The organism is Mesorhizobium alhagi CCNWXJ12-2, from assembly GCF_000236565.1.
Classification (GTDB): Bacteria; Pseudomonadota; Alphaproteobacteria; order Rhizobiales; family Rhizobiaceae; genus Allomesorhizobium; species Allomesorhizobium alhagi.
On the sequence record NZ_AHAM01000020.1, the window covers coordinates 47017 to 68961 of the forward strand.

Below are 21945 nucleotides of genomic sequence, written 5' to 3' on the forward strand. Positions count from 1 at the left end.
TCAGGCCTTGCGGCTGCCGCGCTTGATATTCGAGCGGACGACTGCGCGCTTCAGCGCGTCTTCGGTCTCGCTGTCGTCGAGGCCGCGATCGGTTCGCGAAATGCCGAGCCCGTCATTGCCACGAACGCTCTCCTCCAGCCGCCGCTCCAGCCGCTCGACGCGCTTTTCCAGCGCGTTCTCGTCGCTTTCCGGCTGGTCGACCGCCGGCTTTCCAGTCTCGGCCGCGCGGCGCTTGGCGGTCACGTCGGTCGGCTTCGTCGTGCGGGCCATCGGCGTTCTCCCTTGGCATAGCCGAAGTTAACACCGAAGCCCGCACGACGTTCCGAACTCAAAGTCTCGCCGCATGATCTTTCCCGAAAAGTCTGCAACTTTTCGGGATCATGCTCTAATGGTTGGAATGATCCCCGCCGCCGCTGGCCGCTTTGACCGGCAGCGTCAGGGCGACCTTGCCGGCCTTCTCGAACTCCCGCGTCAGCGGCACGCTCGCGCCCTCCTCGAAGCGCTCGGCTACCTCCATGAACATAAGGTGCAAGCCCCCGGGCTTCAGTTCGACCGTCGCGCCGGCCGGAATCTCCAGCCCGCCAGCCGCCGGACGCATGACCATCACGCCGTCGACCACCTCCATCGAGTGGATCTCGGCCCTGCCAGCAGCGGCCGAGGTGATCGACACGAGGCGGTCGGGCTCGCTGCCCTTGTTGGAGATGGTCATATAGCCGCCGCCGGCCGGCTGGCCAGGCAGCATCGCCCGCGCCCACTGGCCGGAGATTTCGAGATCTCCTATGGCAACTGGCGCGTCGCCGTGCGCGCCGTGCCCTTCGTGGCCACCGCCGGCCGCCGCGATCTTTAGCATCGGCGCGGGATATTCCAGCGAATGCGGATCCTGGCCCTCGGTCGGCTCCTCGGTCCACGCAACCTCGCCATCGGCGCAAAGCTGCGTCGCCTTGAAGAACAGCGTCTGCCCGGCCTCGACGCCGGCCAGCGTGCCGCTGACCGTGAATTCGTCGTAGAAATCGTCAGGCAGTTCGCCGCCGCTCCAGGTGACTTCGGTGACGCCGGAAGCGACCTCCTCACCGTGCAGGTCGTATTTCCTGGCATAATCGCCCTTGGCCGTCGCAATGGTCCAGCCCGGCTTGGGCATAGGCTTCACGCCGATATATCCCTCGGGGATTTGCAGGCGAACCGTATGTGTCGCCTGGCCATCGCAGCCATGCGGGATTTTCAGCACGGCCTTGTAGGAGCCCGGCGAGGCTTCGCGCTTTTCCAGCGAAGCGTGGGCGTGGGCGGTAATGATCGAGATAGCCGTCAGTGCACAGGCAGCGGCAATCGGCATGAGAATTCGCATGATGTTTCCTTTCGCGTCCAAAACAGATTTTTCTCCGGCGCACAGGCGCAAGAGCCTTCATGTCTCAGGCGGAAAGGGGTGGGGCGCGGATGGCCGGTGGAGGTTCGTTCAAACGGCCCGGCGGATTCTCCGTCTCAGCCACATGCGCGAGCCGTCCGGCATAAGCCGCCGGCGCGGCGAAAGCGGGCTCGGAATCCGCCGAAAGCTTTGGTGGGGTATCCATCCCGGCGCAAGGGCCGCCGATGCAGGTCGGACAATCGTCGGCGGCGACGGGCAGCGGGAAGGCGCCGTCTGCGGCCGGGGAACTCGCCTCGCCGAACATCGAGCAGATCACCCAGGCCTTGGCCGTATTGGCGGCATTCGCCTCGGCCAGCGGCTGGAACAGATGCGTCAGCAGCACCAGCGTAGCAGCCACCGCAAACAGCGCGCGGTCGCGCCGCAGCGCCTCAAACCAACCCGTCGATGTCCTGCGGCCTGCCATGGCAAATTGCTTAGCGGAATCGCCGGCGTCCCGCTACCGCGACGCTCTGCGGCATGGCGGCGCTACGCTTATTTTTGCCGCTTCGTGATCAAGCCAGTTGTGGGATGTGTCAGTTCGCGGCCGGAACGGGACAGCTCATGTCCCCTTCCTCGCAATTCAGGTAACCCTCGAAATCTTTGACGCGGGCCTGCGCCAGGCTATCCATGCACTGCGCGACGAGCATTGGCATCATGCTTCCTCCGGCCGCTTCCGCGGTCTGGAAACTGCACTCCGCGTCGCGAAACTTGACCCAATCGCGCTGTGCCTGAATGAGAAGCTTCTTGGCATCCGCATCGTCGTTCAGTCGGGCTTCGATCTGCTTGTAAAGCTCATTGAGCTTCATGTCGGATTTCTTGAACGCAGCATCGGCGCACTCGTTCAGGGCGGCCTGATCCTTGGCGTCGTCGTAGCACTTGTCCTGGGAGAATGCGAAAGCCGGCATGGCCAGAACCATGGCAGCAGTGAGTATCGCGGTTTTCATCGATTGTCCTCCGTTTAGAATCCACCCGTGACGGGCGGGGTTCACCCCGTATGAGCGGGACGGCTACGCCGGGCGGCAATCTCCGGCGACGCAAGGAGGCTCAAGGCTTCCTTGGCAGACCTTCGGTTCGGGATCATGCCTACAGTTCATAGAACCGGCCGATAATTTCCCAGGCCTCGTCGGCGGTGTCGACAAAGTCGATGATATCCTGGTCGCCGGGTGTGATGGTGCCCTGCTCGGCCAGGAAGTCGAGATCGATGGCGCGCTGCCAGAACGCCTTGCCGAACAGGATCACCGGCACGCGCTCCATGCGCCCGGTCTGGATGAGCGTCAGCGTCTCGAAGAACTCGTCCATCGTGCCGAAGCCGCCAGGAAACACCGCCACCGCCTTGGCGCGCATGACGAAGTGCATCTTGCGGATCGCGAAATAGTGGAAGTTGAAGCACAGTTCCGGCGTCACATAGGCGTTGGGCGCCTGCTCGTGCGGCAGAACGATGTTGAGCCCGATCGACGGCGCCCCGACATCGTCAGCGCCGCGGTTGCCCGCCTCCATCACGCCCGGTCCGCCGCCCGTCACAACCACGAATTCGCGGTAGTAGGACAGCGCCGAATGCTTCGAGCACAGCCGCGCGAATTTACGCGCCTCCTCGTAATAGACGCTGTTCTTTTCGAGGTTGCGCTTCTGCCTCTCGTCCTTGGCCGCCCAGGCCTCGCCGCCGGGCTCAGGAATGCGCGCGCCGCCGAACAGGATCACTGTGGAGCGGATGCCGCGCTCGGCGAGGATCATTTCGGGCTTCAGCAGTTCGAGTTGCAGCCTGACCGGGCGCAGTTCGCGCCTCGTCATGAAGTCCTCGTCGTCCCAGGCCAGCCGGTAGGTCGCGGCGCGCGTCTGCGGCGTGTCCGGCACGCTCCTGGAGCGCTCCAGATCCTCGTCCGCGTGCGGCAGCGGCGTCCATCCCGCTTTTTCCGTCGGATTCATATACTTCCCCGTCCACATTCTGCCTGCCTGCGCCGTCCCGTGACGCTGGGCGTGATTGACCCGATACATCCCTCTGACATAGGGTCCGCGCGATTTTAAACCACGTTAACGACAGCGCCCTTAACAGCGCGTGTAGCGGAGCAATTCATGTCCAAGCCCGATCTGGCCAGCCTCGAAAAGACCATCGAAAAGGCATTCGACGAGCGAGAGGCCATTTCGACGGAAACGCGCGGCGAAACCCGCGAGGCGATCGAGACATCGCTCGACCTGCTCGACCGCGGCCTGGTCCGTGTCGCGGAGCGCCGGACGGACGGGGAATGGCAGGTCAATCAATGGCTGAAGAAGGCGGTGCTCCTGTCCTTTCGCATCAACCCGATGGAGATCGTCAAGGGTGGCCCGGGCGACGCGGTCTGGTGGGACAAGGTGCCGTCGAAATTCTCCGGCTGGGGAGCGGTCGATTTCGAGAAGGCCGGGTTCCGCGCCGTGCCCTCGGCGGTGGTGCGGCGCTCCGCCTATATCGCGCCGGGCGCGGTGCTGATGCCGTCTTTCGTCAATCTCGGCGCCTATGTCGATACGGGCACCATGGTCGACACCTGGGCCTCGGTCGGCTCCTGCGCACAGATCGGCAAGAACGTGCATCTGTCGGGCGGCGTCGGCATTGGCGGCGTGCTGGAGCCGATGCAGGCCGGACCGACTATCATCGAGGACAATTGCTTCATCGGCGCGCGCTCCGAGGTCGTCGAGGGCTGCATCGTACGCGAGGGCTCGGTGCTCGGCATGGGTGTGTTCATCGGCAGGTCGACGAAGATCGTCGACCGCGCCACGGGCGAGATCAGCTATGGCGAGGTTCCGGCCAATTCGGTGGTCGTGGCCGGCGCGCTGCCGGGAAAACCCTTCCCGAACGGCCAGCCCGGTCCGAGCCTCTACTGCGCTGTCATCGTCAAGCGCGTCGATGCGCAGACCCGCTCCAAGACCTCGATCAACGAGTTGCTCAGAGATTGAGCGCGTAACACGGGGCGCATCGGTTTGGCGAATAGCTCACGACTTCTCTGGCTTTGCTTTAGCTTTTCGGGCCGGCTCAGCCGGCAGCCATATGCGCTGGCCGGCATGCTATGCTATCTGGGGAGGATGTTTCCGGTCTACAGGATGACCATTGCCCCTGACGAGGCGGCAGCGGCCTATTGGGGCGGCATCTTCCTTCTCGCTACTCTTTTGTCTTTCGTGGTTCTGATCCCGCTGGCCGCCAAACGTCTCCAGGATTTCGGCAGGCCAGGTGCGCTGGCATTCCTTTGCATTCTCTTCGACATCCTGATGTACCTGCCGCTGTGCCTCATTCCCGGCACGCCGGGCCCAAACCAATATGGCGCGGCGACCAATCAGCCGAAATGAGCTAGTTCAGGACGGGCGAAACATGTCCTACCGCACACTAGACCCGGTGCTCATCATAGGAACGGCGGAACGGCTGGAGGAGCGCATCGCCGATCGCTTTCCCGAGTCCGGCTTGCGCAAGGTCGCGGCCGGACTGGTGCATTTGTCGCGCGACCTAGCCAAGGCAGCCAAGGAACTGGAGCGGCCGATCTGGTGGGTCCGCATCCTGATCGGCCTGGCCATCGCCGTCGGCGCCTCCGTTTTCCTGTTCGTCGGAACGTTCCTGTCCTTCGATCGCATCTCCACCGGCGCGTTCGACTTCGTGCAGGGCATCGAAGCTTCGCTGAATACGCTGCTGCTCGCCGGCCTCGGCTTCCTCGCCTTGGTGCGGGCGGAGGAGCGCATCAAGCGCAAGCGGGTGTTTCGCGAACTTCACGGGCTGCGTTCGCTCATCCACGTCATCGATATGCACCAGTTGACCAAGGATCCGGCCGCGCTGTCGGCCGGCTTCATGCCGACCGAGCACTCTCCGGTACGCGTCCTGAACGCCGCCGACCTCGCCCGCTATCTCGACTACTGCTCCGAGATGCTGTCGATCTCGGGAAAGCTCGCCGCCCTCTTTGCGCAATCGGTGAATGACGAGGTGGTCGTCGATGCCGTAAACGACGTCGAGAGCCTGGGTTCCAACCTGTCGCGCAAGATCTGGCAGAAGATCATGATGATCGAGCAATCCGGCAGCGGCGGTCAGAAAGGTTGATGGTGCGCGGCCCTGACCTGGACCTCCACCAATTCATCCGGGCGAACCTGCCCGCGATTCCGGTTCCCGGCATCCCCGAAATCCATCTCCACAAGGCCGGGCCGGCCAGCGGCCTACGCCGTCTCGCCGAGGTGGACGAGCATGGTTTCGGCTCGCCCTATTGGGCTTATTATTGGGGCGGAGGGTTGGCGCTCGCGCGGCACATTCTCGACCGGCCCGAAACTGTGGCAGGACGACGCGTGCTCGACCTTGGCGCCGGTTCGGGCATCGTCGGCATCGCCGCGGCAAAGGCGGGCGCGAGCGAGGTGATCGCGGCGGAAACGGACCGCTACGCGGTGGCGGCGATCGACCTGAACGCCGCCGCAAACGGCGTGACGATCTCGACGGCCTCCGGCGATCTCACCTCCGGCTTGCCGCCGCCGGTCGATGTCGTCGCCGTCGGCGATCTTTTCTACGAACGCGATCTCGCCGAACGCGTCACCGCTTTTCTCGATCGCTGCCTCACTGCAGGCATCGACGTGCTGATCGGCGATCCATGGCGCGCCTACCTGCCCCGCCCACGGCTTCAGCTGATTGCCGAGTATCCCGTATTGGAATTCGGCGAGGCCGGGAATGCCGCAACAAAGCCAGGCGCCGTGTTCTCGCTCATGTCGCAAACCGCCGACCCGGGATCGCCAACGCAAGGATGCGCTATTGGCCCAGCCGCCGCTGCGTGACAGGGGCGGCTGTTTGCAGTATCCCGCTTGTCATGAAACTGCCCGCCGATCCCGCCGAAAATCTCGCAACCCTGATCCGCTGCCCGTCGGTCACGCCGGCCGAGGGCGGCGCGCTCACAGCACTTGCCGCCATGCTGAAGCCGCTCGGCTTTTCGGTCGAGCGGCCGATCTTTTCGGAAAGCGGTACGGCCGACATCGAAAACCTCTATGCCAGGCTGTCGGGCAACGGCCCGCATCTGATGTTTGCCGGGCACACCGACGTGGTGCCGGCCGGCGACGATTCGGCGTGGACGCTGCCGCCTTTTTCCGGCGAAATCCGCAACGGCGAGATGTATGGCCGCGGCGCGGTCGACATGAAGGGCGGCATCGCCTGCTTCGTCGCCGCCCTTGCGCGGCACATCGAAAAACACGGCAACCCAAAGGGCTCCGTGTCGCTGCTGATCACCGGCGACGAGGAAGGCCCGGCCATCAACGGCACGGTGAAGCTGCTCGACTGGGCTGCGTCCCGAGGCGAGGGATGGGACGCCGCAATCGTCGGCGAACCCACCAATCCGGATGCGCTCGGTGACATGATCAAGATCGGCCGGCGCGGCTCGCTGTCGGGCTCGGTCACCGTGCATGGCCGGCAGGGCCACGTCGCCTATCCGCATCTGGCCGACAATCCGGTGCGCGGGCTGATGACGCTCGTCGACGCACTGATCGAGCCGCCCTTCGACGCGGGCACCGCCGACTTCCAGCCGAGCAATCTGGAAATCACTTCGATCGATGTCGGCAATCCGGCCACCAACGTCATCCCGGCCAAGGCGACCGCGATCTTCAACATCCGCTTCAACGATGCGTGGACAGCCGAAACGGTTCAGGCGGAGATCCACAACCGGATGGACGCCGCCAGCCGCCGCAAGAAGTACCGCAAGGGCAGCCGCGAGCCGATTGAGTACGAGCTTGTCTGGCGCGACGGACCGAGCCATGTCTTCCTCACCCGCGACGAGAAACTGATCGAGACGCTGAGCGGCTCCGTGAAGGCGATAACCGGCAGGCAGCCTTCGCTTTCCACCTCGGGCGGCACGTCGGACGCCCGCTTCATCAAGGATTTCTGCCCGGTCGTCGAATTCGGCCTTGTCGGCAAGACCATGCACATGGTCGACGAGCGCGTCGCAGTCGCCGACCTCGAAACGCTGACGCAGATCTATTCCCGCTTCATCGAAGACTGGTTCGGCTAGGCCAATGCCAAGCGCCGCCGAAATCCAGCGATATCTGACCGGCGCATGGCGGCTGATGACCGGCAAGCCCGACGGGCTGCTGCTGCTCGACCTCTCGGCCGACGGCTTCTGGAACTCGTTCTTCGCCATTGTCATAGCGCTGCCGGCGCTCTTCGTCAGTTGGATCGGCGTTGCCAATGAAATCGCGGATGAGCCGTTGGCGGGAGGCCGGCTGTCGATCCTGCTGCGGCTGGCCGCGATCGATCTCAGCGCCTGGATCCTGCCGCTCGTTGCGCTAGCGGTGGCAGCGCCGCTTGCCGGTATCGGCGCCCGCTTCGTCCACTACGTCGTCGCCAGCAATTGGGGCTCCGCTCTGATCATCTGGCTGATGCTTCCGGCTGCCCTGCTCAGGCTGATTTCGCCGTCTTCATCCGATCTGGCGGCGCTGCTGTCGATCGGCCTGTTCGGCCTTTCCATGGTGCTGACATGGCGGCTCACCAACGTGGTGATCGGCAGGGGGCCGGCCATCGGCACGGCGGTCTTCGCCGGAATGTTCATAGCCTCGCTTGCCGTGCTGTTCCTACTCCAGGCAGCGCTGGGAATTCAGGTTCCCGGATAGCGCACGCCGGTCAGATAAAGCCCTTCCGGCGGTGCGACCGCCCCGCACGCCGCCCGGTTCTTCGCCTCAAGCGCTGCCTTGACGTCGGCCGGCCTCCATCCGCCTTCGCCGACGCGCTTCAGCGAGCCGACCATCGATCGCACCTGATTGTGCAGGAAGGATCGCGCCGCGGCGTGGATTTCGATCAATTCGCCCGAGCGCCTGACGTCCAGCCGTTCCAACGTCCGCACCGGGCTGCTCGCCTGGCACTGCACGGAGCGGAAGGTGGTGAAATCGTGCCGGCCCACAAGCATGAGCGCCGCTTCCTGCATGGCCTCGACGTCGAGTTGCTTCGGCACCCACCAAGCCCTGTTCTTTTCCAGCGCCGCCGGCGCACGCCTGTTGATGATGCGGTAGAGATACTGCCGGCCGGTCGCAGAGAAGCGCGCGTCGAAATCGTCAGGAACGGGTTTGGCCGCCAGCACCGCCACGGCTTCGCCGGCCATCTGCAGATGGGCGTTTATGGCGTCGCGCACCGTGTCCGCCGGCCATTCCTTGGTCAGGTCGGCATGCGCGACCTGGCCTGTGGCGTGAACGCCGGCGTCGGTGCGGCCGGCGCCGCGCAGCGCTATTTCGTCGCCGCAAAAGCTCTTGATCGCCTGCTCGATCGCCGCCTGCACCGAATGCGGCCCATCCTGCCGCTGCCACCCGGCATAGGTGCTGCCGTCATACTCGATGTCGAGGCGGTAGCGCGGCACTGGCTACTAGGCAGCCAAAGCAGACCCGAAGGCCGATGCATAGACCAGGCTTCCCGTCTCAGGAGCGGCCTCGTCCCAGGCGAGTGCCTGCAGCGCCTCGCCCTGATACTCGCTTTCGAATTTCGCGGCACGCTCGTGCGAATAGCCGAAGCGCCCATAATAGGCGGGTTCGCCCAGCACCACCGACAGCTTTTCGCCTGCGGCCTTCAATCTCAAATGCGCCTCGCGGATCAGTGCGCCGCCGATGCCGGTGCCATGGAAGGCGGGCTCGACGGCGAGCGGCGCCAGCGCCACGGCCGGAAAATTCTTGCCGCCCTTCGACACGAAGAGCCGCGAAAACAGGATGTGCCCGACCACCTGGCCGTCATCTTCCGCCACCAGTTCGACGATCGCGTCGCCATCTCTGACCAAAGCGTCGACCAGCCCGGCCTCCATCTTCTGGCCGAAAGCGTGCTCTTCGACGAGGCGGATCGCGTCGCGATCCCTCGGCGTTGCTGTCCTGATCGACATCATGCTCATGCGAGTTTCATTCCTTTTCTTGCTTTTGCGCCGCGCAGGAATTGCTCGGCGGTGACGGGCTTGCCGCCCGCGCGTTGCAGTTCAAGCAGCCGTACCGCTCCCTCCCCGCAGCCGACGGTAAGCCGCTCGTCGAGAATTTCGCCCGGTTCGCCTTGCCCATCGGCGAGCGTCGAGCGCAGCAATTTCAGCCGTTCGGCCTTGCCGGCTATCTCCATCTCGCACCACGCCCCGGGAAAGGGCGAGAGGCCGCGAATATGGTTGTGAACCTGCTGGTTTGCCAGCATCCAGTCGGTGCGCGTTTCCGCTTTATCGATCTTGCGCGCATAAGTCACGCCATTGGCCGGTTGCGGCCGCAGCGTCAGTTCGCCCCGTTCCAGTCCGGACATCGCCTTGGCCATCAGGTCAGCGCCGATTGTCATCAGGCGGTCGTGCAACTCGCCGGCGGTCATGTCCGGCGCGATCGCGACACGTTCGGCTACCGCGACCGGCCCGGTGTCCAGCCCCTCGTCCATTTTCATGATCATCATGCCGGTTTCCCGGTCGCCGGCCATGATGGCGCGCTGGATGGGCGCAGCGCCTCGCCAGCGCGGCAGCAGCGAGGCATGGCCGTTCCAGCAACCGAACCTGGTCCCTTCCAGAATGGCTTTTGGCAGAAGCAAGCCATAGGCGACAACCACCGCGACATCTGCCTGCAGCGCCGCAAAAGCGGCCTGCTCGGCCTCGCCCTTCAAAGAGACCGGCGTGCGCACCACAAGCCCCAGCCTTTCGGCCTCGCGCTGCACCGGCGACGGCGTCAGGTCTAGCCCGCGACGTCCCGCCGGCCGCGGCGGCTGGGTGTAGACAGCCGCGATCTCGTGCCCGGCTTCGGCAAGCGCCCGAAGCGTCGGCACGGAAAATTCCGGCGTTCCCATGAAGATGATGCGAAGCGGCATGTGTTCCCGTTCGGCGGTGTGGCGCGATGCGCGTGTTTACACGCCTGCTTCAAACGGGTTTACGAGTTTCAGGTCAAGCCTTTCGAAATCGCTGGCCGTGGTCGCCTACCCCACCATCCGGTTCGGCGGCCGGTCCTTGGCCAGCTTCTTGAACTTCTTCACCACCATGTCGCGCTTCAGCTTGGAGATGTGGTCGATGAACAATACGCCGTTGAGATGGTCGATCTCGTGCTGCAGGCAGGTGGCCAGCAGGCCTTCGGCATCGATTTCCTGCAGCTTGCCGTCGCGATCGAGATATTTCACGCGAACGGTCGCGGGCCGCTCGACTTCGGCATAATAATCCGGGATCGACAGGCAGCCTTCCTCGTAGACCGCACGCCCTTCCCCGGTCTCGACGATCTCCGGATTGATGAAGAGTTGCGGCGCGGGCGGCTCGCCTTCCTTGGCGAGATCGATCACCAGCATTCTGAGCGGTTCGCCGATCTGGATCGCCGCCAAACCGATGCCCGGCGCGTCATACATGGTTTCCAGCATGTCATCAGCCAGCTTGAGCAGCGGCGCGTCGACTTGGCCGACAAGCTTTGAAACCTGGCGGAGTACGGGATCGGGAAGGATGATGAGAGGCTTGATCGACATTCGTTTTCACGTAATCGCTCGCCTCAATCCCGTCAACCGCGACAGCCGCGCAAATGTTCATGTTTTGATCTTTCGCCGAATCGCGTATCCTGCGCGGCATGAACGAACTCAGCTCAATACTGTCGGCCCCAGTCGCCCAACTTGGCGCCTCCACCGTCACGCTCGGCCAGTTGCTCGCCGTCGTCGCCGCGCTGTTCCTCGTCCTGCTGGTGGCGCTGATTGCTGCGCTCTGGCGCGCGGCGAATGCGCGTGCGGCAGCCGCGGCCGAAGCCGCCGACCATGCACGCGATGCCGAAGCGCGCATGGCCGGCATATTGCAGGCGCAGGCCGAAATGCAGGGCCGGCTCGGCGCGGTTGCCGAGGTGTTCGGCGCACGGCAGGCCGAACTCACCCAGTCGATCGGCCAGCGCCTCGACGCCATGACCGGCCGCATCGGCCAGACCATGACCGAGCAGACCAGATCGACGCATGAGAGCCTGGCGAAATTGCAGGAGCGGCTGGCGGTCATCGACACCGCACAGGGCAACATCCAGTCGCTCGCCGGCCAGGTCGTGCAACTTCAGGCGATCCTCTCCAATAAGCAGACGCGCGGCGCCTTCGGTCAGTCGCGCATGGAGGCGATCGTCGCCGACGGGCTGCCGCACGGCGCCTACGAGTTCCAGGCGACTCTGTCCAATGGCAACCGGCCGGACTGCGTGGTGAGGATGCCGAATGATGCGCCGTCCCTGGTCATCGACGCGAAATTCCCGCTGGAGGCGTGGAACGCAATCCGCGCCGCCGCCGACAGCGGCTCCGAGGCGCAGAAATACGCAGCGCAAGCCTTCCGGCGCGATCTCGAAGTCCACATCAAGGCAATCTCGGAAAAATACCTGATCAATGGCGAGACGCAGGACACCGCCTTCCTGTTCGTGCCGTCGGAATCGATCTTCGCCGAGATTCACGAGAATTTCGAATCAATCGTTCATCGCGCGCACCGCGCCCGCATCGTCATCGTCTCGCCCTCGCTCCTGATGCTGTCCATCCAGGTCATCCAGGCGATCCTGAAGGACGCATCGATGCGCGAGCAGGCGCATCTGATCCAAGGCGAGGTCATCCGCCTGATGGAGGACGTGTCGCGGCTCGACGACCGGGTGCGCAAGCTGCAGACGCATTTCGGCCAGGCCTCGAAGGACATTGACGACATTCTGGTGTCTTCGTCGAAGGTCACCAAGCGCGGCCAGAAGATCGAGGCGCTGGAATTCGGGACGCCAGGTGCGGAAACCGCGGAAGCTGTCGCCGCACCGGTCAAGGCGCAGGGGGCGGATTCCCGAACCGGTCAGCTCAGGTTGCGCGTGGTTGACGAGGCGGGTGCCTGACGTCGTCGCACCTCACGCGCCTCTTGCCCTCGCCTAATTCCCCTGTTTCACTCATCCGTCAGCCAGCCGGAGGAACGAATCATGGCCAAGGGTCAAATGCGCAGCAACAAGGAAGCCAGAAAACCGAAGAAGGACGCCAAGAAGCCGGCGCCGGCACCCGCGCTCAAGGCGGCGCCGGTTCCCGCAGCCAAGCTGAAGGAAAAGAAGTAGCCTTCGGAGGAACCGAAACGTCCGGCCGGCGCGACATCACGCCGGCCGGACCTTTAAAACGTCGCGCGCTTTCCGAAACCGATTCCGCTTTGGGGTCATGCGCTGAAGAAGATGCCGGAAATCCTCTGGCGGTGCGGGACGGCCCTGCATCTTGCGACAACGGTCGGGACGGCCCGCCGAATCCACGAGGGCCAGAATGGCTTGGACTTATCTTTTCTTCGCGGGACTGTTTGAAATCGGCTGGGCGATCGGCTTGAAATATACCGATGGTTTCACCCGTCTCACGCCGACGCTGCTTACCGTCGCCAGCATGGTGGTGAGCCTTGGCCTGCTCGGGCTCGCCCTGAAGACGCTGCCGGTCGGCACCGCCTATGCGGTCTGGACCGGCATCGGCACGGTCGGCACCGCGGTGCTCGGCATCTACCTTCTCGGCGAGCCGGCCACGGTCATCAGGCTGGTCTGCATCGGGCTGATCGTGGCAGGTATTGTCGGCCTCAAGCTGGTCGCCTGAGGCCGTCGCGTATTAGCCGAACCGCTTGCGCTGCTTGCGCGCCGCGTAGCGCGCGTCGCGCTTGGCTTTGCGTTCTGCCTCGTCGGCGAGAAGGCGAGCGATACGCTCGGTTTCTTCCGCTTCCTTGGCTTTGGCCTCGGCGGCGGCGGCTTCCTCGGCGGCAATGCGTGCTGCTTCCGCCGCAGCCTCGCGCTCGGCGCGCTCGGCCGCTTCACGGGCCAGCTTTTCCTGCCTCAGCTTTTCCTTCTCGGCGGCCCGCTTCTCGCGTGCCTCCAGGATAGCCTTGCGTTCTGCCTGCCTGGCCAGCACCTGCGGGTCATCCGGGGCCGGCTTTGACTTGAACCGCTCCAGCAGCGCCTTTTTAGCCTCGTTCGCCGCGTTGCGCCGCTCGAAAATGTCTTTCTCTCTATAGATAGCCAATGTCCGCCTTCAATTCTTATCGTCGATTGCGCCGCTTACATACGCGCGATAGCCGAGAGTTCAAGCGTCAAATGGGCATGCCAGCCATGAAATCGCCCGCTATGTTGCCGCAGGGGAACGCTTTTGCGGCATCCTCGAAATGGACTGTTCACCGGATGGGCACTGGCAGTTGCACGGCCGCGCCGCTACCTGTGGCGGCAACATAGCGAGGGAATCCATGGAACTTGGGCTCTACACCTTTGCCGACGTCAGCCTCGACAAGGGGCCAGGCGCGATCAACCCGCACCAGCGCCTGCGCAACCTGATGGAGGAGATCGAACTGGCCGATCAGGTCGGGCTCGACGTGTTCGGCCTCGGCGAGCACCACCGGCCCGACTATGCCGCCTCGGCTCCGGTCGTGGCGCTTGCCGCAGCCGCCGAGCGCACGAAACGCATCAGGCTGACCAGCGCCGTAACCGTGCTCTCCTCGGACGATCCGGTGCGCGTCTTCCAGCAATTCTCGACCCTCGACCTTCTCTCGGGCGGGCGCGCCGAGATCATGGCCGGACGCGGCTCCTTCATCGAATCCTTCCCGCTGTTCGGTTATGACCTGAACGATTACGACACGCTGTTTGCCGAAAAGCTCGAGCTGCTGCTCAATCTGCGCGAAAGCGCGCGGATCTCATGGCCGGGCGGGAAGCATACGCCGCCGATCGAAGATCGCGGTGTCTATCCCCGCCCGTTTCAGGAAAGGCTGCCGATCTGGATCGCGGTCGGCGGCACACCCAATTCGGTTGCCCGCGCAGGCGTGCTCGGCCTGCCTCTGGCGCTCGCCAGCATCGGCGGCGAGCCGGCGCGTTTCGCGCCGCTCTTCGACCTCTACCGGCAGGGAGCCGGCCGCGCCGGCCAAGATCCGGCTGAGCCTGCCAGCAGCATTAACGTCCACGGCTTCGTCGGTGAACCCACCGAACAGGCCGCCGACGATTTTTATCAGCCGCAGGCCGAGGTGATGAACCGCATTGGGCGTGAACGCGGCTGGGGCCCGACATCGAGGGCGCATTTCGACCAGTCGCGCGGACCGCGCGGCGCGCTCTTCGTCGGCAATCCCGAAGAGGTCGCCGAAAAGATCGTCGCCCACTATCGCATCTTCAGGAACGATCGCTTCCTGCTGCAGATGGCGATCGGCATCATGCCGCACGCCAAGCTTATGAAAGCTATCGAACTTTACGGCACGAAAGTCGCGCCGATGGTACGCAAGGAAACGGCAGCCGCGAAGGCATCTCCGACGGCCGACTGACATGCTGCCACCGACATAGCTCGCCTTCACTTTGCCGGCGGAACATCGGCTTCGTCTGCGCATTGTTGCGATGAAGGAATTTTCGCGGGCCACGAGGCCAGATACCGCGAAAATCGGGGACACCGCCATGACGGTCCAGCCACCCGGTGAAGCGACGCCGGAAGTCATCCGAACCGCATCCGACACCAGGCTTATGCGTTCGCTGCTGATCGGCATCTTCATCTTCATGGCGGTCTATGCGCTCTATTTCGCGCGCGAATTCTTCATGCCGGTCATTCTCGCCTTCATGCTCGCTCTGATGCTGACGCCGATCGTACGTTTCCTGCGCAAGCGCGGCGTTCCCGAATCCATCTCCGCGACGCTTCTCGTTCTCCTGTCGGTCATCGGCATCGGCGGCACGGGATATTTCATGAGCGGCCCGGTCATGGAGCTCGTCAACGATGCGCCGGCGATCGGACGCCAGCTCACCGAGCGGCTGGCGGAACTGCGTCATCCTTTCGAGCGGGTGATGCAGGCTTCCCGTCAGGTTGAAGAAGTTGCAGATACCGCGCAGGAGCCGGGCGTGCAGAAGGTCGTCATGGCTCAGCCGGGCATCATCTCCCAAGCCGCTGGCAACCTCCTCGCGGCCGCGACCACGGTCGCGATCACCTTTGTGCTGTCACTGTTCCTGATGGCCTCCGGCACGATGTTTTACGAGAAGATCATCCAGTCCTTCGGCCGGATGAGCGAGAAGAAACGGGCGTTGCGCGTCGTCTATGATGTCGAGCGCGAGATTTCCCGCTATCTGCTTACCGTTGCCCTGATCAATGGCAGCCTCGGAGTCGTGATCGGTTTCGGCTTGTGGGCGATCGGCATGCCAAACCCGTTTGTCTGGGGCGTCTTCGCAGCTCTTTTCAACTTCCTGCCCTACATCGGCGCGGTGATGACAATACTTTTGGTGGCGGCGATCTCGATCATCAGCTTCGACAGCCTGGCCTACGCGCTGCTGGCGCCGGCTTTCGTCGTCTTGTGCAACATCATCGAGGGCCAGTTCGTCACGCCGCTGGTGGTCGGGCGCCGCCTCGAGATCAATGCAGTCGCCATCTTCATCGCGATTGCCTTCTGGTCATGGCTGTGGGGCTTCGTCGGCGCGCTGATCGCGGTGCCGATCCTGGTCGTTATCAAGGTCTTCTGCGACCATTTCGAAAGCCTGCGCCATGTCGGCAATTTCCTGGCGGCGCAGCAGACGGTGGAAGAACCGGAGGAACAGTCGGAGCCTACCGGCGCCGGTTAGGTCGTTTGTTGGTCCAGGCTTTGCAGCAGTGGACATCGCTCCCCATATCCGGTTTCCGATCCCCGGAAGCCGTCCAATGATCCCTCTTTCCGTTCTCGACCTGTCGCCGATCACCGAAGGCGGCACCGCCTCGCAGTCGCTCGCCAACACGCTCGATCTCGCCCGCCACGCCGAGCGGCTCGGGTACCGGCGCTACTGGCTTGCCGAGCATCACAACATGCCTGGCATAGCCAGCGCCGCCACCTCCGTGGTTATCGCCCATGTCGCAGCCGGCACCTCCACCATTCGCGTCGGCGCCGGCGGCATCATGCTGCCCAACCATGCACCGCTGGTCATCGCCGAGCAGTTCGGCACGCTCGCTGCCCTTCATCCCGGCCGCATCGACCTCGGCCTCGGCCGCGCGCCGGGCACCGACATGGCGACGGCCCGCGCCTTGCGCCGCAATCTCGATGCCGGCGCCGACAGCTTCCCGCAGGATGTCGTCGAGCTGATCGGCTATTTCCAGCCGGCCGAACCCGGCCAGCGCATTCGCGCCGTGCCCGGAGAGGGCCAGAATGTGCCGGTGTGGATCCTCGGCTCGTCGACCTATGGCGCGCAGCTTGCAGCCATGATGGGCCTGCCCTACGCCTTCGCTTCGCATTTCGCGCCGGCCGAAATGGAGCACGCGATGGACATCTACCGCTCCCGTTTCCAGCCTTCGGCGCAGCTCGACAAGCCCTATGTGATGCTAGGCCTGAATGTCATCGCCGCGGCGACCGACGCGGAAGCCGAGCTTCTGTTTTCATCGCTGCAGCAGGCCTTCGTCAATCTCCGCACCGGCCGCCCGGGGCCGCTGCCGCCGCCGGTCGCCGGCTACAGGAGCCAGATCGAACCGATGGCCAGCGCTATGCTCGCCCAAGCGCTTTCCTGCGCGATCGTCGGCTCACCCGAAACAGTGCGCAGTGGCCTCGACGCCTTCATCCGCCGAACCGGAGCCGACGAACTGATGGTCACGGCGCAGATTTTCGGCCATTCCGCGCGGCTGCGCTCGTTCGAGATCCTGGCCGAGGCGCACCGGGAGCTGTCGAAGGCGGCTTAGCCCAGGGGACAGTTTACTTCTTGCCCCCGGAAAAGCCGCGGCAGCGGAGAGACTGCGCAAGGGGCAAAAAGTAACTGTCCCCGGCGCTTCCCTCAATTTCGCATCACGCCGTCCTCGAAAACTTCATCACCCAGTTGGTCTCCCAGCCCTTGCCTCCGTCCTGCGAAAACGCCTGTTCCCACCTCGGGCTTTCCGCCGACGGCATCCAGGTGAAGCGCGCCCGCACCGTCCGGCCCTCATGTTCCTCATCGCCGTAGAAGACGCCAACCCCGTTCTCGAACCGGCCGACCATCGGCGGCAGCATGCGGTGACGGTCATTGTCGGCCCAGTGGATGGACCACAGCCCGTCGGTGGGATTGAAAATCCGTAGGGCCAGCCCTGCAAAAGTGCTGCCGGAGATGGTCATCTCCTCCATTGCCGGCGCCGTTCAGCAGCTTGCGGCAGGTCGAAATGGCCGAAAATCGAGTCCACTCGACGCTTCCGACAAACCGCTCGACCAGCCGTTCGTTCTCGATTGTCCAGCTTCCGATCAGGAAATCGAAATCGGCCGCACCGTCCTGCTCTTGCGAATTCATGCTGTTCTCCCTCCTCGACGCCGAAGTGCGCCTCGATGACCGCAGACTAGCCGCGGGCTGCCGACAGCTATCTGTCAGGAGTGATCGCCGGAGCAGCGGGAGCAGCGGCGATGAAAGCAATGTTGTTTTCGTGCGGGACAAGCCTGCGAGCGACCAGTCCCCGGAGCACGCGATTGGAGCGCCGGCAGGGGCATCCCCTCAAAAGCGGATAAAATCCACCCCCATTTCCACCGATCAAAGAAATTCGCCTTACGGATCAATGGCTTGTAAGATTCTTGAAAACCCTCGCAAGCGTGTTTGTCCACACCCCCTTGTCCCTCCCTTATCCTCATCAGCAGTTTCTCCTGCGGGAACGCCGGTCATGACGGTGATTTGCGGGGAGGAACCGGGGTTCCGGGAAAGCGGCTAACGTGGCCGCGGAAGCGGAAGGTCGTCCAGAGTTTCCACGACTGTCCGCTAAGACGGGCACGAGGCGCCGTATCGCTCGCGCTGGCACGGTAAACCACCGACGCATGTCGGCAGGTCCGCAGGCTGGGAAACGGGGGGCTGAAAAATCACCGGCGGGGCGCGGGGTTCGCGCCACGTATAAAAATTAGGAAGGCGTTGGCCTTGCGCCCCGCTTCCCGACCTTCGCTTGTCCTCGGGTGTGATCCTGAGCTTGTCGAGGGGGAGTTCGAAGGACAATGGCCAGGGCGGAAACGCAGCGTGGTGATGATGAAACATGCGCCTCTCCCCTGTCTCCCAACGAGAAGGAAAAACTCACCTCAACTCTTCAACCAGCCCTTTGTCCGGAAAGCACGTCGCGGCGCGGCCGTTTTTCTCCTGCCAATCGCCGATCGAGCGCCGGGTCTTGAAGCCGGGCAGGCCGTCGGCGCCGCCGACATCGTAGCCGACACGCTCCAGCCCGCGCTGCAGCGCGGCGACATCGGAGCGATAGAGCCCGCCGACCTTGCCCCAGCGGCCCGCGAAATTCCTGTCGCCGCCGGCGATACGATCGGCGGCATGGCCAATGAACAGCGCATAGAGGTCGCTCTCATTGTACTTCTTGAGCACGTAGAAATTGGGCGTGACGATGAAGGCCGGGCCGCTGCGCCCCGCCGGCATCAGCAAAAAGCCTTCGGAGCGGGCTTCATGCGCCGGGAACGGCTTGCCGCCGACTCGCGAAATCCCCATCGCCGCCCACTCGGATATTTTTCTCCCCCGGTCCGGACCTTCGAGCGCACAGGAAACGCTGTCCGGCACCGTCACCTCGAAACCCCAGTCGCGTCCTTTCACCCAGCCGTAATTGACGAGGTAGTTGGCGATCGAGCCCAGCGTGTCGGGCACGGAATTCCAGATGTCGGGCCGGCCGTCGCCGTCGAGATCGACGGCATGGTCGAGAAACGAGGTAGGCAGGAATTGCGGCTGGCCGAGCGCGCCGGCCCAGGACGATTTCATTGCCTTCGGGCTGGCAAGGCCGCGCTCGACCATGACGAGAGCGGCGATCACCTCCTTGCGGAACATGTCTTTGCGGGTCGACATGAACGCCTTGGTCGCCAGCACCTCGAAGGCGTTGTGCGGGATCTTCGCCGTGCCGAAGCCGGATTCGCGGCCCCAGATCGCCAGCGCCACCTCACCCGGAACGCCGTAGCGCTTCTCGATCGCGGCCAGCGTCCTCGCATGCTGTCCGGCTCGCGATCTGCCGCCGGACGTCACCCCGCCGATCGGGCCGAAATAGCTGCCGGGCGAGCCGAATTCGGCCTGATGCTGCTTCTTCGGCGTCTTCGGCTTTTGGCCGGGCATTACCAGATCAGGCAATTTGAGATTGGGTTTCATGCCGGCGAACGCGGCCTCGAAAGTCTGTTGCGAGACGCCATTGGCGCTGGCCTGCGGCCACAGATCGCTCTGGAGCCATGCCCGGAATTGCTCGTCGACCTTGGACGCGAAAGTAGGGGTGACGGTTCCCAAAACGACGAAGGCTACTGCGAGAACAAATGATTTAAACACGTATCTTCTCATCGGCGACTCACTTCGCTTATCCTGTAAGGTTGGACATCATGTTTCGGAGCACAATTGTGACGGAAGATTCCCTGAACTGGCTGGTAGAATGGTATGCTCGACACTGCGATGGCGAGTGGGAACACAGCTACGGAATCAGGATTAGGACACTCGACAATCCAGGATGGCGGCTCGAAATTGACCTGACGGGAACCGTACTTGAAAACCTGCCTTTTCATGAGATCCGGCACAACTACGATGACGATATCTCGTGGTGGACTTGCTTCCTTCACGACAAGTCTTTTCACGCAGCTTGTGGCGCACGCGACCTGCCTTCGGTCATAGATGTGTTTCGAGAATGGGCCGAAAGCATTCGATGACAGGTCGGCTAGAACACCGTGCGCGATTTAAGCGCGGCGGCCAGTGTTCCCTCGTCGAGATAGTCGAGTTCGCCGCCAACCGGCACGCCATGCGCCAGCCGCGTTACCCTGACGCCGAATTCGGCGAGCTGATCGGTGAGGTAGTGAGCTGTCGTCTGGCCTTCGACCGTGGCGTTGACGGCAAGGATCACCTCCTTGACCTCACCGGCCGCAATACGGTCGACCAGTTGGCGGATGGTGAGTTGGTCCGGGCCGATGCCGTCGAGCGGCGACAGAGTGCCGCCGAGCACATGGTAGAGCGCGTTGAGCCCTGTGGCGCGCTCCATCGCCCAGAGGTCCGAGACATCCTCGACGACGATGATCGTCGACTGGTCGCGGCTCGGATCGGTGCAGATCATGCACGGATCGGCCGTATCGACATTGCCGCAATTCGAACAGACCCGGACCTTCTCGACCGCCTCACTCATGGCGGAGGCGAGCGGCGCCAGAAGCTGCTCCTTCTTCTTGATGAGATGAAGCGCCGCGCGCCGGGCCGAGCGCGGCCCGAGCCCCGGCACTTTGGCCAGGAGCTGGATCAGGCGTTCGATTTCGGGACCGGCGACTCGTTTCGACATGGCGTTGGTTTAGCGGGAAAGGTGGAAATTGGGTAGCGCCGGCTTTGACGCGAGCTATGCTGATTTCGCCGGAGGCAAGCGAGAAAGGCGGCTCATGGGCAGGGACAGCATCATCATCCGAACGGCCACTCCCGACGACGAGACGATATTATCGGACCTGCTGGCGGCCGCCTATGGCGAACTCGCTCGAGGTTCGTACGAGACCGAAGCGCTTGCGGCCGCGCTGCCGCTGATGTCGCGCGCAAATCCGAAGCTGCTGGCGAGCGGTAGCTACTATATCGCCGAAATCGACGGGGCGGCCGCGGGCTGCGGCGGCTGGACGATCGACAAGCCGGGCAGCGGCGAAATCATCGAGGGCGTCGGCCATATCCGCCACTTCGCCACGCATCCGGCTCACCTGCGCAAGGGTATCGCCCGGCTACTCCTGGAACACTGCCTTGCGGAGGCTCGCGCCGCCGGCGTGAATACCATGATGAGCCAGTCGACCTTGCCGGCGGAGAAATTCTACGCCGCGGCAGGCTTTCGCCGGATTGGCCTGATCGAGGTCGAGATGGGTCCGGGCGTGGTTCTTCCGGCCGTCGAGATGCAGCGGCCGCTGGCCTAAAAAGGCAGGTTCATGCCGGGAGGTATCGGCAATCCGGCCGTCAGCGCCTTGGTCTTTTCCTGCATGATCGCCTCGACCTTGGTCTTGGCGTCATTGTGCGCGGCGAGGATCAGATCCTCGAGGATTTCGACCTCGTCCTCCTTGAACAGCGACGGGTCGATCTTCAGCGACTTCATCTCGAACTTGCCCGAGATCGTCACCTGCACCAGGCCGCCGCCGGCCTGGCCGGTGGCTTCGAGACCAGCGATCTCCTCCTGCATGGCCTGGAACTTGGCCTGCATTTCCTTCGCCTTGCCCATCAGGCCGATAAGATCCTTCATGGCGATATCCTTTGCTCAGTTCTCGTCGTCATCTTCTTCGGTCGCCGCTTCGGGCGGCAGGTCGGCGTCGATATCGGGAATGTCCGGCGCGTCGGGTATGCGCACGTCGATGACCTTGGCGCCCGGAAACCGCGCCAGGATCGCGGCGACGGCGGGGTCGCTGCGGGCGTCCTGGAAGGCGTTTTCGCGCTTGCTCGTTTCCTGTTCGGCGAGCGTTTGCCCGCCTTCCTCGCGCGACAGCGAAACCAGCCAGTTGCGGCCGGTCCATGCCTTGAGCTTGACGGTCAGGTCGCCGAGCAGCGTCTTCGGCGCATCGCCGGTCAGGCTCACGTCGAGCCGGCCGGGCTCGATCTTGACCAGCCGGACGCAGCGCTTGACCAGCACCTTGAAAGCCATGTCGCGATGCGTGTCGGCCAACGCGACCAGATCGGCGAGCGACTTGATCTGCACGGCGGGAGGCGGCGCGGCCTCGGCGACCGGTTCGGGTTTCGGCATCTCCGCCGGGACGGGTTCGGCCGCTACCAGCCGCATCGTCTGGGCGCCGCCC

Annotated in this window: 28 protein-coding genes and 1 pseudogene; 14 read left to right on the forward strand and 15 right to left on the reverse strand. The window is 63.9% G+C overall.

Annotation, left to right across the window (positions count from 1 at the left end; genetic code table 11):
* From MAXJ12_RS01625 to MAXJ12_RS01645, 5 genes are all read right to left on the reverse strand, one after another.
* The gene (locus tag MAXJ12_RS01625) at positions 1–270 is read right to left on the reverse strand and encodes a hypothetical protein (RefSeq protein WP_008833990.1); all 270 of its coding nucleotides are present in this window, start codon (positions 268–270) and stop codon (positions 1–3) included.
* Positions 271–385: 115 nt separating this feature from the next.
* Complete coding sequence (locus MAXJ12_RS01630) at positions 386–1342, reverse strand: DUF1775 domain-containing protein (RefSeq protein WP_050898769.1); 957 nt, start codon at positions 1340–1342, stop codon at positions 386–388.
* A 64-nt stretch (positions 1343–1406) separates the two neighbouring features.
* Positions 1407–1823, reverse strand: coding sequence for a hypothetical protein (locus MAXJ12_RS01635; protein ID WP_008833992.1), 417 nt, complete (start codon positions 1821–1823; stop codon positions 1407–1409).
* A gap of 109 nt (positions 1824–1932) precedes the next feature.
* Entirely contained in the window at positions 1933–2343 is a 411-nt protein-coding gene (locus MAXJ12_RS01640) for a lysozyme inhibitor LprI family protein (protein ID WP_008833993.1), read from the reverse strand.
* 139 nt (positions 2344–2482) lie between these two features.
* Positions 2483–3322 carry an LOG family protein gene (locus MAXJ12_RS01645; protein ID WP_008833994.1) on the reverse strand — a complete coding sequence of 280 codons (840 nt, stop codon included), beginning with the start codon at positions 3320–3322 and terminating at the stop codon, positions 2483–2485.
* A 147-nt stretch (positions 3323–3469) separates the two neighbouring features.
* Here MAXJ12_RS01645 and dapD point away from each other — a divergent pair, with 147 nt between their 5' ends.
* From dapD to MAXJ12_RS01675, 6 genes are read left to right on the forward strand one after another with little or no spacing between them, the layout of a single operon-like run.
* The gene (dapD, locus tag MAXJ12_RS01650; RefSeq protein ID WP_008833995.1) at positions 3470–4324 is read left to right on the forward strand and encodes a 2,3,4,5-tetrahydropyridine-2,6-dicarboxylate N-succinyltransferase; all 855 of its coding nucleotides are present in this window, start codon (positions 3470–3472) and stop codon (positions 4322–4324) included.
* Positions 4325–4348: 24 nt separating this feature from the next.
* A complete protein-coding gene (locus tag MAXJ12_RS01655; RefSeq protein WP_040584588.1) occupies positions 4349–4711 on the forward strand; it encodes a DUF805 domain-containing protein in 363 nt (120 codons plus the stop codon).
* Positions 4712–4733: 22 nt separating this feature from the next.
* Entirely contained in the window at positions 4734–5447 is a 714-nt protein-coding gene (locus MAXJ12_RS01660; RefSeq protein WP_008833997.1) for a hypothetical protein, read from the forward strand.
* Entirely contained in the window at positions 5447–6163 is a 717-nt protein-coding gene (locus MAXJ12_RS01665; protein WP_008833998.1) for a class I SAM-dependent methyltransferase, read from the forward strand. The genes MAXJ12_RS01660 and MAXJ12_RS01665 overlap by 1 nt, the downstream gene beginning before the upstream one ends.
* 32 nt (positions 6164–6195) lie before the next feature.
* Positions 6196–7383: a succinyl-diaminopimelate desuccinylase gene (gene dapE / locus MAXJ12_RS01670; RefSeq protein ID WP_008833999.1), complete on the forward strand. Its 1188-nt coding sequence runs from the start codon at positions 6196–6198 to the stop codon at positions 7381–7383.
* A gap of 4 nt (positions 7384–7387) precedes the next feature.
* The gene (locus MAXJ12_RS01675; protein ID WP_008834000.1) at positions 7388–7981 is read left to right on the forward strand and encodes a hypothetical protein; all 594 of its coding nucleotides are present in this window, start codon (positions 7388–7390) and stop codon (positions 7979–7981) included.
* Here MAXJ12_RS01675 and truA read toward each other — a convergent pair.
* The 4 genes from truA to def all read right to left on the reverse strand — a co-directional run bounded on the left by truA (position 7966) and on the right by def (position 10805).
* Positions 7966–8718, reverse strand: coding sequence for a tRNA pseudouridine(38-40) synthase TruA (gene truA, locus MAXJ12_RS01680; RefSeq protein ID WP_008834001.1), 753 nt, complete (start codon positions 8716–8718; stop codon positions 7966–7968). The two genes, MAXJ12_RS01675 and truA, sit on opposite strands and share 16 nt — an antisense overlap.
* 6 nt (positions 8719–8724) lie before the next feature.
* On the reverse strand, positions 8725–9237 hold the full coding sequence (locus MAXJ12_RS01685; RefSeq protein WP_008834002.1) for a GNAT family N-acetyltransferase: 513 nt from the start codon (positions 9235–9237) through the stop codon (positions 8725–8727).
* The gene (gene fmt, locus MAXJ12_RS01690; RefSeq protein ID WP_008834003.1) at positions 9234–10169 is read right to left on the reverse strand and encodes a methionyl-tRNA formyltransferase; all 936 of its coding nucleotides are present in this window, start codon (positions 10167–10169) and stop codon (positions 9234–9236) included. The genes MAXJ12_RS01685 and fmt overlap by 4 nt, the downstream gene beginning before the upstream one ends.
* Before the next feature lie 105 nt (positions 10170–10274).
* Entirely contained in the window at positions 10275–10805 is a 531-nt protein-coding gene (gene def / locus MAXJ12_RS01695; protein WP_008834004.1) for a peptide deformylase, read from the reverse strand.
* A 98-nt stretch (positions 10806–10903) separates the two neighbouring features.
* On the opposite strand from def, the gene MAXJ12_RS01700 reads away from it, so the two are divergent.
* From MAXJ12_RS01700 to sugE, 3 genes are all read left to right on the forward strand, one after another.
* Positions 10904–12160: a DNA recombination protein RmuC gene (locus tag MAXJ12_RS01700; protein ID WP_008834005.1), complete on the forward strand. Its 1257-nt coding sequence runs from the start codon at positions 10904–10906 to the stop codon at positions 12158–12160.
* A gap of 81 nt (positions 12161–12241) precedes the next feature.
* Positions 12242–12370 carry a hypothetical protein gene (locus MAXJ12_RS39570; RefSeq protein ID WP_008834006.1) on the forward strand — a complete coding sequence of 43 codons (129 nt, stop codon included), beginning with the start codon at positions 12242–12244 and terminating at the stop codon, positions 12368–12370.
* 196 nt (positions 12371–12566) lie between these two features.
* Positions 12567–12881 carry a quaternary ammonium compound efflux SMR transporter SugE gene (sugE, locus tag MAXJ12_RS01705; protein WP_008834007.1) on the forward strand — a complete coding sequence of 105 codons (315 nt, stop codon included), beginning with the start codon at positions 12567–12569 and terminating at the stop codon, positions 12879–12881.
* Positions 12882–12893: 12 nt separating this feature from the next.
* Here the strand turns inward: sugE and MAXJ12_RS01710 are convergent, their stop codons facing one another.
* Positions 12894–13301, reverse strand: coding sequence for a DUF6481 family protein (locus MAXJ12_RS01710; RefSeq protein WP_008834008.1), 408 nt, complete (start codon positions 13299–13301; stop codon positions 12894–12896).
* A gap of 217 nt (positions 13302–13518) precedes the next feature.
* Between MAXJ12_RS01710 and MAXJ12_RS01715 the strand changes: the two genes are divergently transcribed.
* The 3 genes from MAXJ12_RS01715 to MAXJ12_RS01725 all read left to right on the forward strand — a co-directional run bounded on the left by MAXJ12_RS01715 (position 13519) and on the right by MAXJ12_RS01725 (position 16928).
* Positions 13519–14577 (forward strand): LLM class flavin-dependent oxidoreductase, encoded by a 1059-nt coding sequence (locus MAXJ12_RS01715; RefSeq protein ID WP_008834009.1) that lies wholly within the window; start codon positions 13519–13521, stop codon positions 14575–14577.
* A 127-nt stretch (positions 14578–14704) separates the two neighbouring features.
* Positions 14705–15850 carry an AI-2E family transporter gene (locus MAXJ12_RS01720; protein ID WP_040584608.1) on the forward strand — a complete coding sequence of 382 codons (1146 nt, stop codon included), beginning with the start codon at positions 14705–14707 and terminating at the stop codon, positions 15848–15850.
* A 76-nt stretch (positions 15851–15926) separates the two neighbouring features.
* On the forward strand, positions 15927–16928 hold the full coding sequence (locus tag MAXJ12_RS01725) for an LLM class flavin-dependent oxidoreductase (RefSeq protein WP_008834011.1): 1002 nt from the start codon (positions 15927–15929) through the stop codon (positions 16926–16928).
* Positions 16929–17031: 103 nt separating this feature from the next.
* Here MAXJ12_RS01725 and MAXJ12_RS01730 read toward each other — a convergent pair whose 3' ends face one another.
* Together MAXJ12_RS01730 and MAXJ12_RS01735 are read right to left on the reverse strand one after the other, a co-directional pair.
* Entirely contained in the window at positions 17032–17343 is a 312-nt protein-coding gene (locus tag MAXJ12_RS01730; RefSeq protein WP_202946671.1) for a hypothetical protein, read from the reverse strand.
* A gap of 919 nt (positions 17344–18262) precedes the next feature.
* Positions 18263–19489, reverse strand: coding sequence for a lytic murein transglycosylase (locus MAXJ12_RS01735; protein ID WP_008834014.1), 1227 nt, complete (start codon positions 19487–19489; stop codon positions 18263–18265).
* A gap of 68 nt (positions 19490–19557) precedes the next feature.
* Here MAXJ12_RS01735 and MAXJ12_RS34910 point away from each other — a divergent pair, with 68 nt between their 5' ends.
* Positions 19558–19860, forward strand: coding sequence for an immunity 53 family protein (locus MAXJ12_RS34910; protein ID WP_244421425.1), 303 nt, complete (start codon positions 19558–19560; stop codon positions 19858–19860).
* An 8-nt stretch (positions 19861–19868) separates the two neighbouring features.
* Here the strand turns inward: MAXJ12_RS34910 and recR are convergent, their stop codons facing one another.
* Positions 19869–20474: a recombination mediator RecR gene (gene recR, locus MAXJ12_RS01740; protein ID WP_008834015.1), complete on the reverse strand. Its 606-nt coding sequence runs from the start codon at positions 20472–20474 to the stop codon at positions 19869–19871.
* A 94-nt stretch (positions 20475–20568) separates the two neighbouring features.
* Here recR and MAXJ12_RS01745 point away from each other — a divergent pair, with 94 nt between their 5' ends.
* The gene (locus MAXJ12_RS01745) at positions 20569–21078 is read left to right on the forward strand and encodes a GNAT family N-acetyltransferase (protein ID WP_040584609.1); all 510 of its coding nucleotides are present in this window, start codon (positions 20569–20571) and stop codon (positions 21076–21078) included.
* Here the strand turns inward: MAXJ12_RS01745 and MAXJ12_RS01750 are convergent.
* Positions 21075–21398, reverse strand: a complete 324-nt coding sequence (locus MAXJ12_RS01750) for a YbaB/EbfC family nucleoid-associated protein (protein ID WP_008834017.1) — start codon at positions 21396–21398, stop codon at positions 21075–21077. The two genes, MAXJ12_RS01745 and MAXJ12_RS01750, sit on opposite strands and share 4 nt — an antisense overlap.
* A 15-nt stretch (positions 21399–21413) precedes the next feature.
* Positions 21414–21945: pseudogene (locus MAXJ12_RS01755) on the reverse strand (DNA polymerase III subunit gamma/tau); the annotation flags it as partial.

Coding starts and splice junctions, on each gene's coding strand:
- MAXJ12_RS01625 (WP_008833990.1), bottom strand. CDS start 270: ATGGCCCGCACGACGAAGCCGACCGACGTGACCGCCAAGCGCCGCGCG.
- MAXJ12_RS01645 (WP_008833994.1), bottom strand. CDS start 3,322: ATGAATCCGACGGAAAAAGCGGGATGGACGCCGCTGCCGCACGCGGAC.
- MAXJ12_RS01660 (WP_008833997.1), top strand. CDS start 4,734: ATGTCCTACCGCACACTAGACCCGGTGCTCATCATAGGAACGGCGGAA.
- MAXJ12_RS01715 (WP_008834009.1), top strand. CDS start 13,519: ATGGAACTTGGGCTCTACACCTTTGCCGACGTCAGCCTCGACAAGGGG.
- recR (WP_008834015.1), bottom strand. CDS start 20,474: ATGTCGAAACGAGTCGCCGGTCCCGAAATCGAACGCCTGATCCAGCTC.
- MAXJ12_RS01635 (WP_008833992.1), bottom strand. CDS start 1,823: ATGGCAGGCCGCAGGACATCGACGGGTTGGTTTGAGGCGCTGCGGCGC.
- def (WP_008834004.1), bottom strand. CDS start 10,805: ATGTCGATCAAGCCTCTCATCATCCTTCCCGATCCCGTACTCCGCCAG.
- MAXJ12_RS01730 (WP_202946671.1), bottom strand. CDS start 17,343: ATGGAGGAGATGACCATCTCCGGCAGCACTTTTGCAGGGCTGGCCCTA.
- MAXJ12_RS01640 (WP_008833993.1), bottom strand. CDS start 2,343: ATGAAAACCGCGATACTCACTGCTGCCATGGTTCTGGCCATGCCGGCT.
- MAXJ12_RS01685 (WP_008834002.1), bottom strand. CDS start 9,237: ATGAGCATGATGTCGATCAGGACAGCAACGCCGAGGGATCGCGACGCG.
- dapD (WP_008833995.1), top strand. CDS start 3,470: ATGTCCAAGCCCGATCTGGCCAGCCTCGAAAAGACCATCGAAAAGGCA.
- MAXJ12_RS01675 (WP_008834000.1), top strand. CDS start 7,388: ATGCCAAGCGCCGCCGAAATCCAGCGATATCTGACCGGCGCATGGCGG.
- MAXJ12_RS01720 (WP_040584608.1), top strand. CDS start 14,705: ATGACGGTCCAGCCACCCGGTGAAGCGACGCCGGAAGTCATCCGAACC.
- MAXJ12_RS01630 (WP_050898769.1), bottom strand. CDS start 1,342: ATGCGAATTCTCATGCCGATTGCCGCTGCCTGTGCACTGACGGCTATC.
- fmt (WP_008834003.1), bottom strand. CDS start 10,169: ATGCCGCTTCGCATCATCTTCATGGGAACGCCGGAATTTTCCGTGCCG.
- MAXJ12_RS01700 (WP_008834005.1), top strand. CDS start 10,904: ATGAACGAACTCAGCTCAATACTGTCGGCCCCAGTCGCCCAACTTGGC.
- MAXJ12_RS01665 (WP_008833998.1), top strand. CDS start 5,447: ATGGTGCGCGGCCCTGACCTGGACCTCCACCAATTCATCCGGGCGAAC.
- dapE (WP_008833999.1), top strand. CDS start 6,196: ATGAAACTGCCCGCCGATCCCGCCGAAAATCTCGCAACCCTGATCCGC.
- MAXJ12_RS01725 (WP_008834011.1), top strand. CDS start 15,927: ATGATCCCTCTTTCCGTTCTCGACCTGTCGCCGATCACCGAAGGCGGC.
- MAXJ12_RS01750 (WP_008834017.1), bottom strand. CDS start 21,398: ATGAAGGATCTTATCGGCCTGATGGGCAAGGCGAAGGAAATGCAGGCC.
- MAXJ12_RS39570 (WP_008834006.1), top strand. CDS start 12,242: ATGGCCAAGGGTCAAATGCGCAGCAACAAGGAAGCCAGAAAACCGAAG.
- MAXJ12_RS01745 (WP_040584609.1), top strand. CDS start 20,569: ATGGGCAGGGACAGCATCATCATCCGAACGGCCACTCCCGACGACGAG.
- sugE (WP_008834007.1), top strand. CDS start 12,567: ATGGCTTGGACTTATCTTTTCTTCGCGGGACTGTTTGAAATCGGCTGG.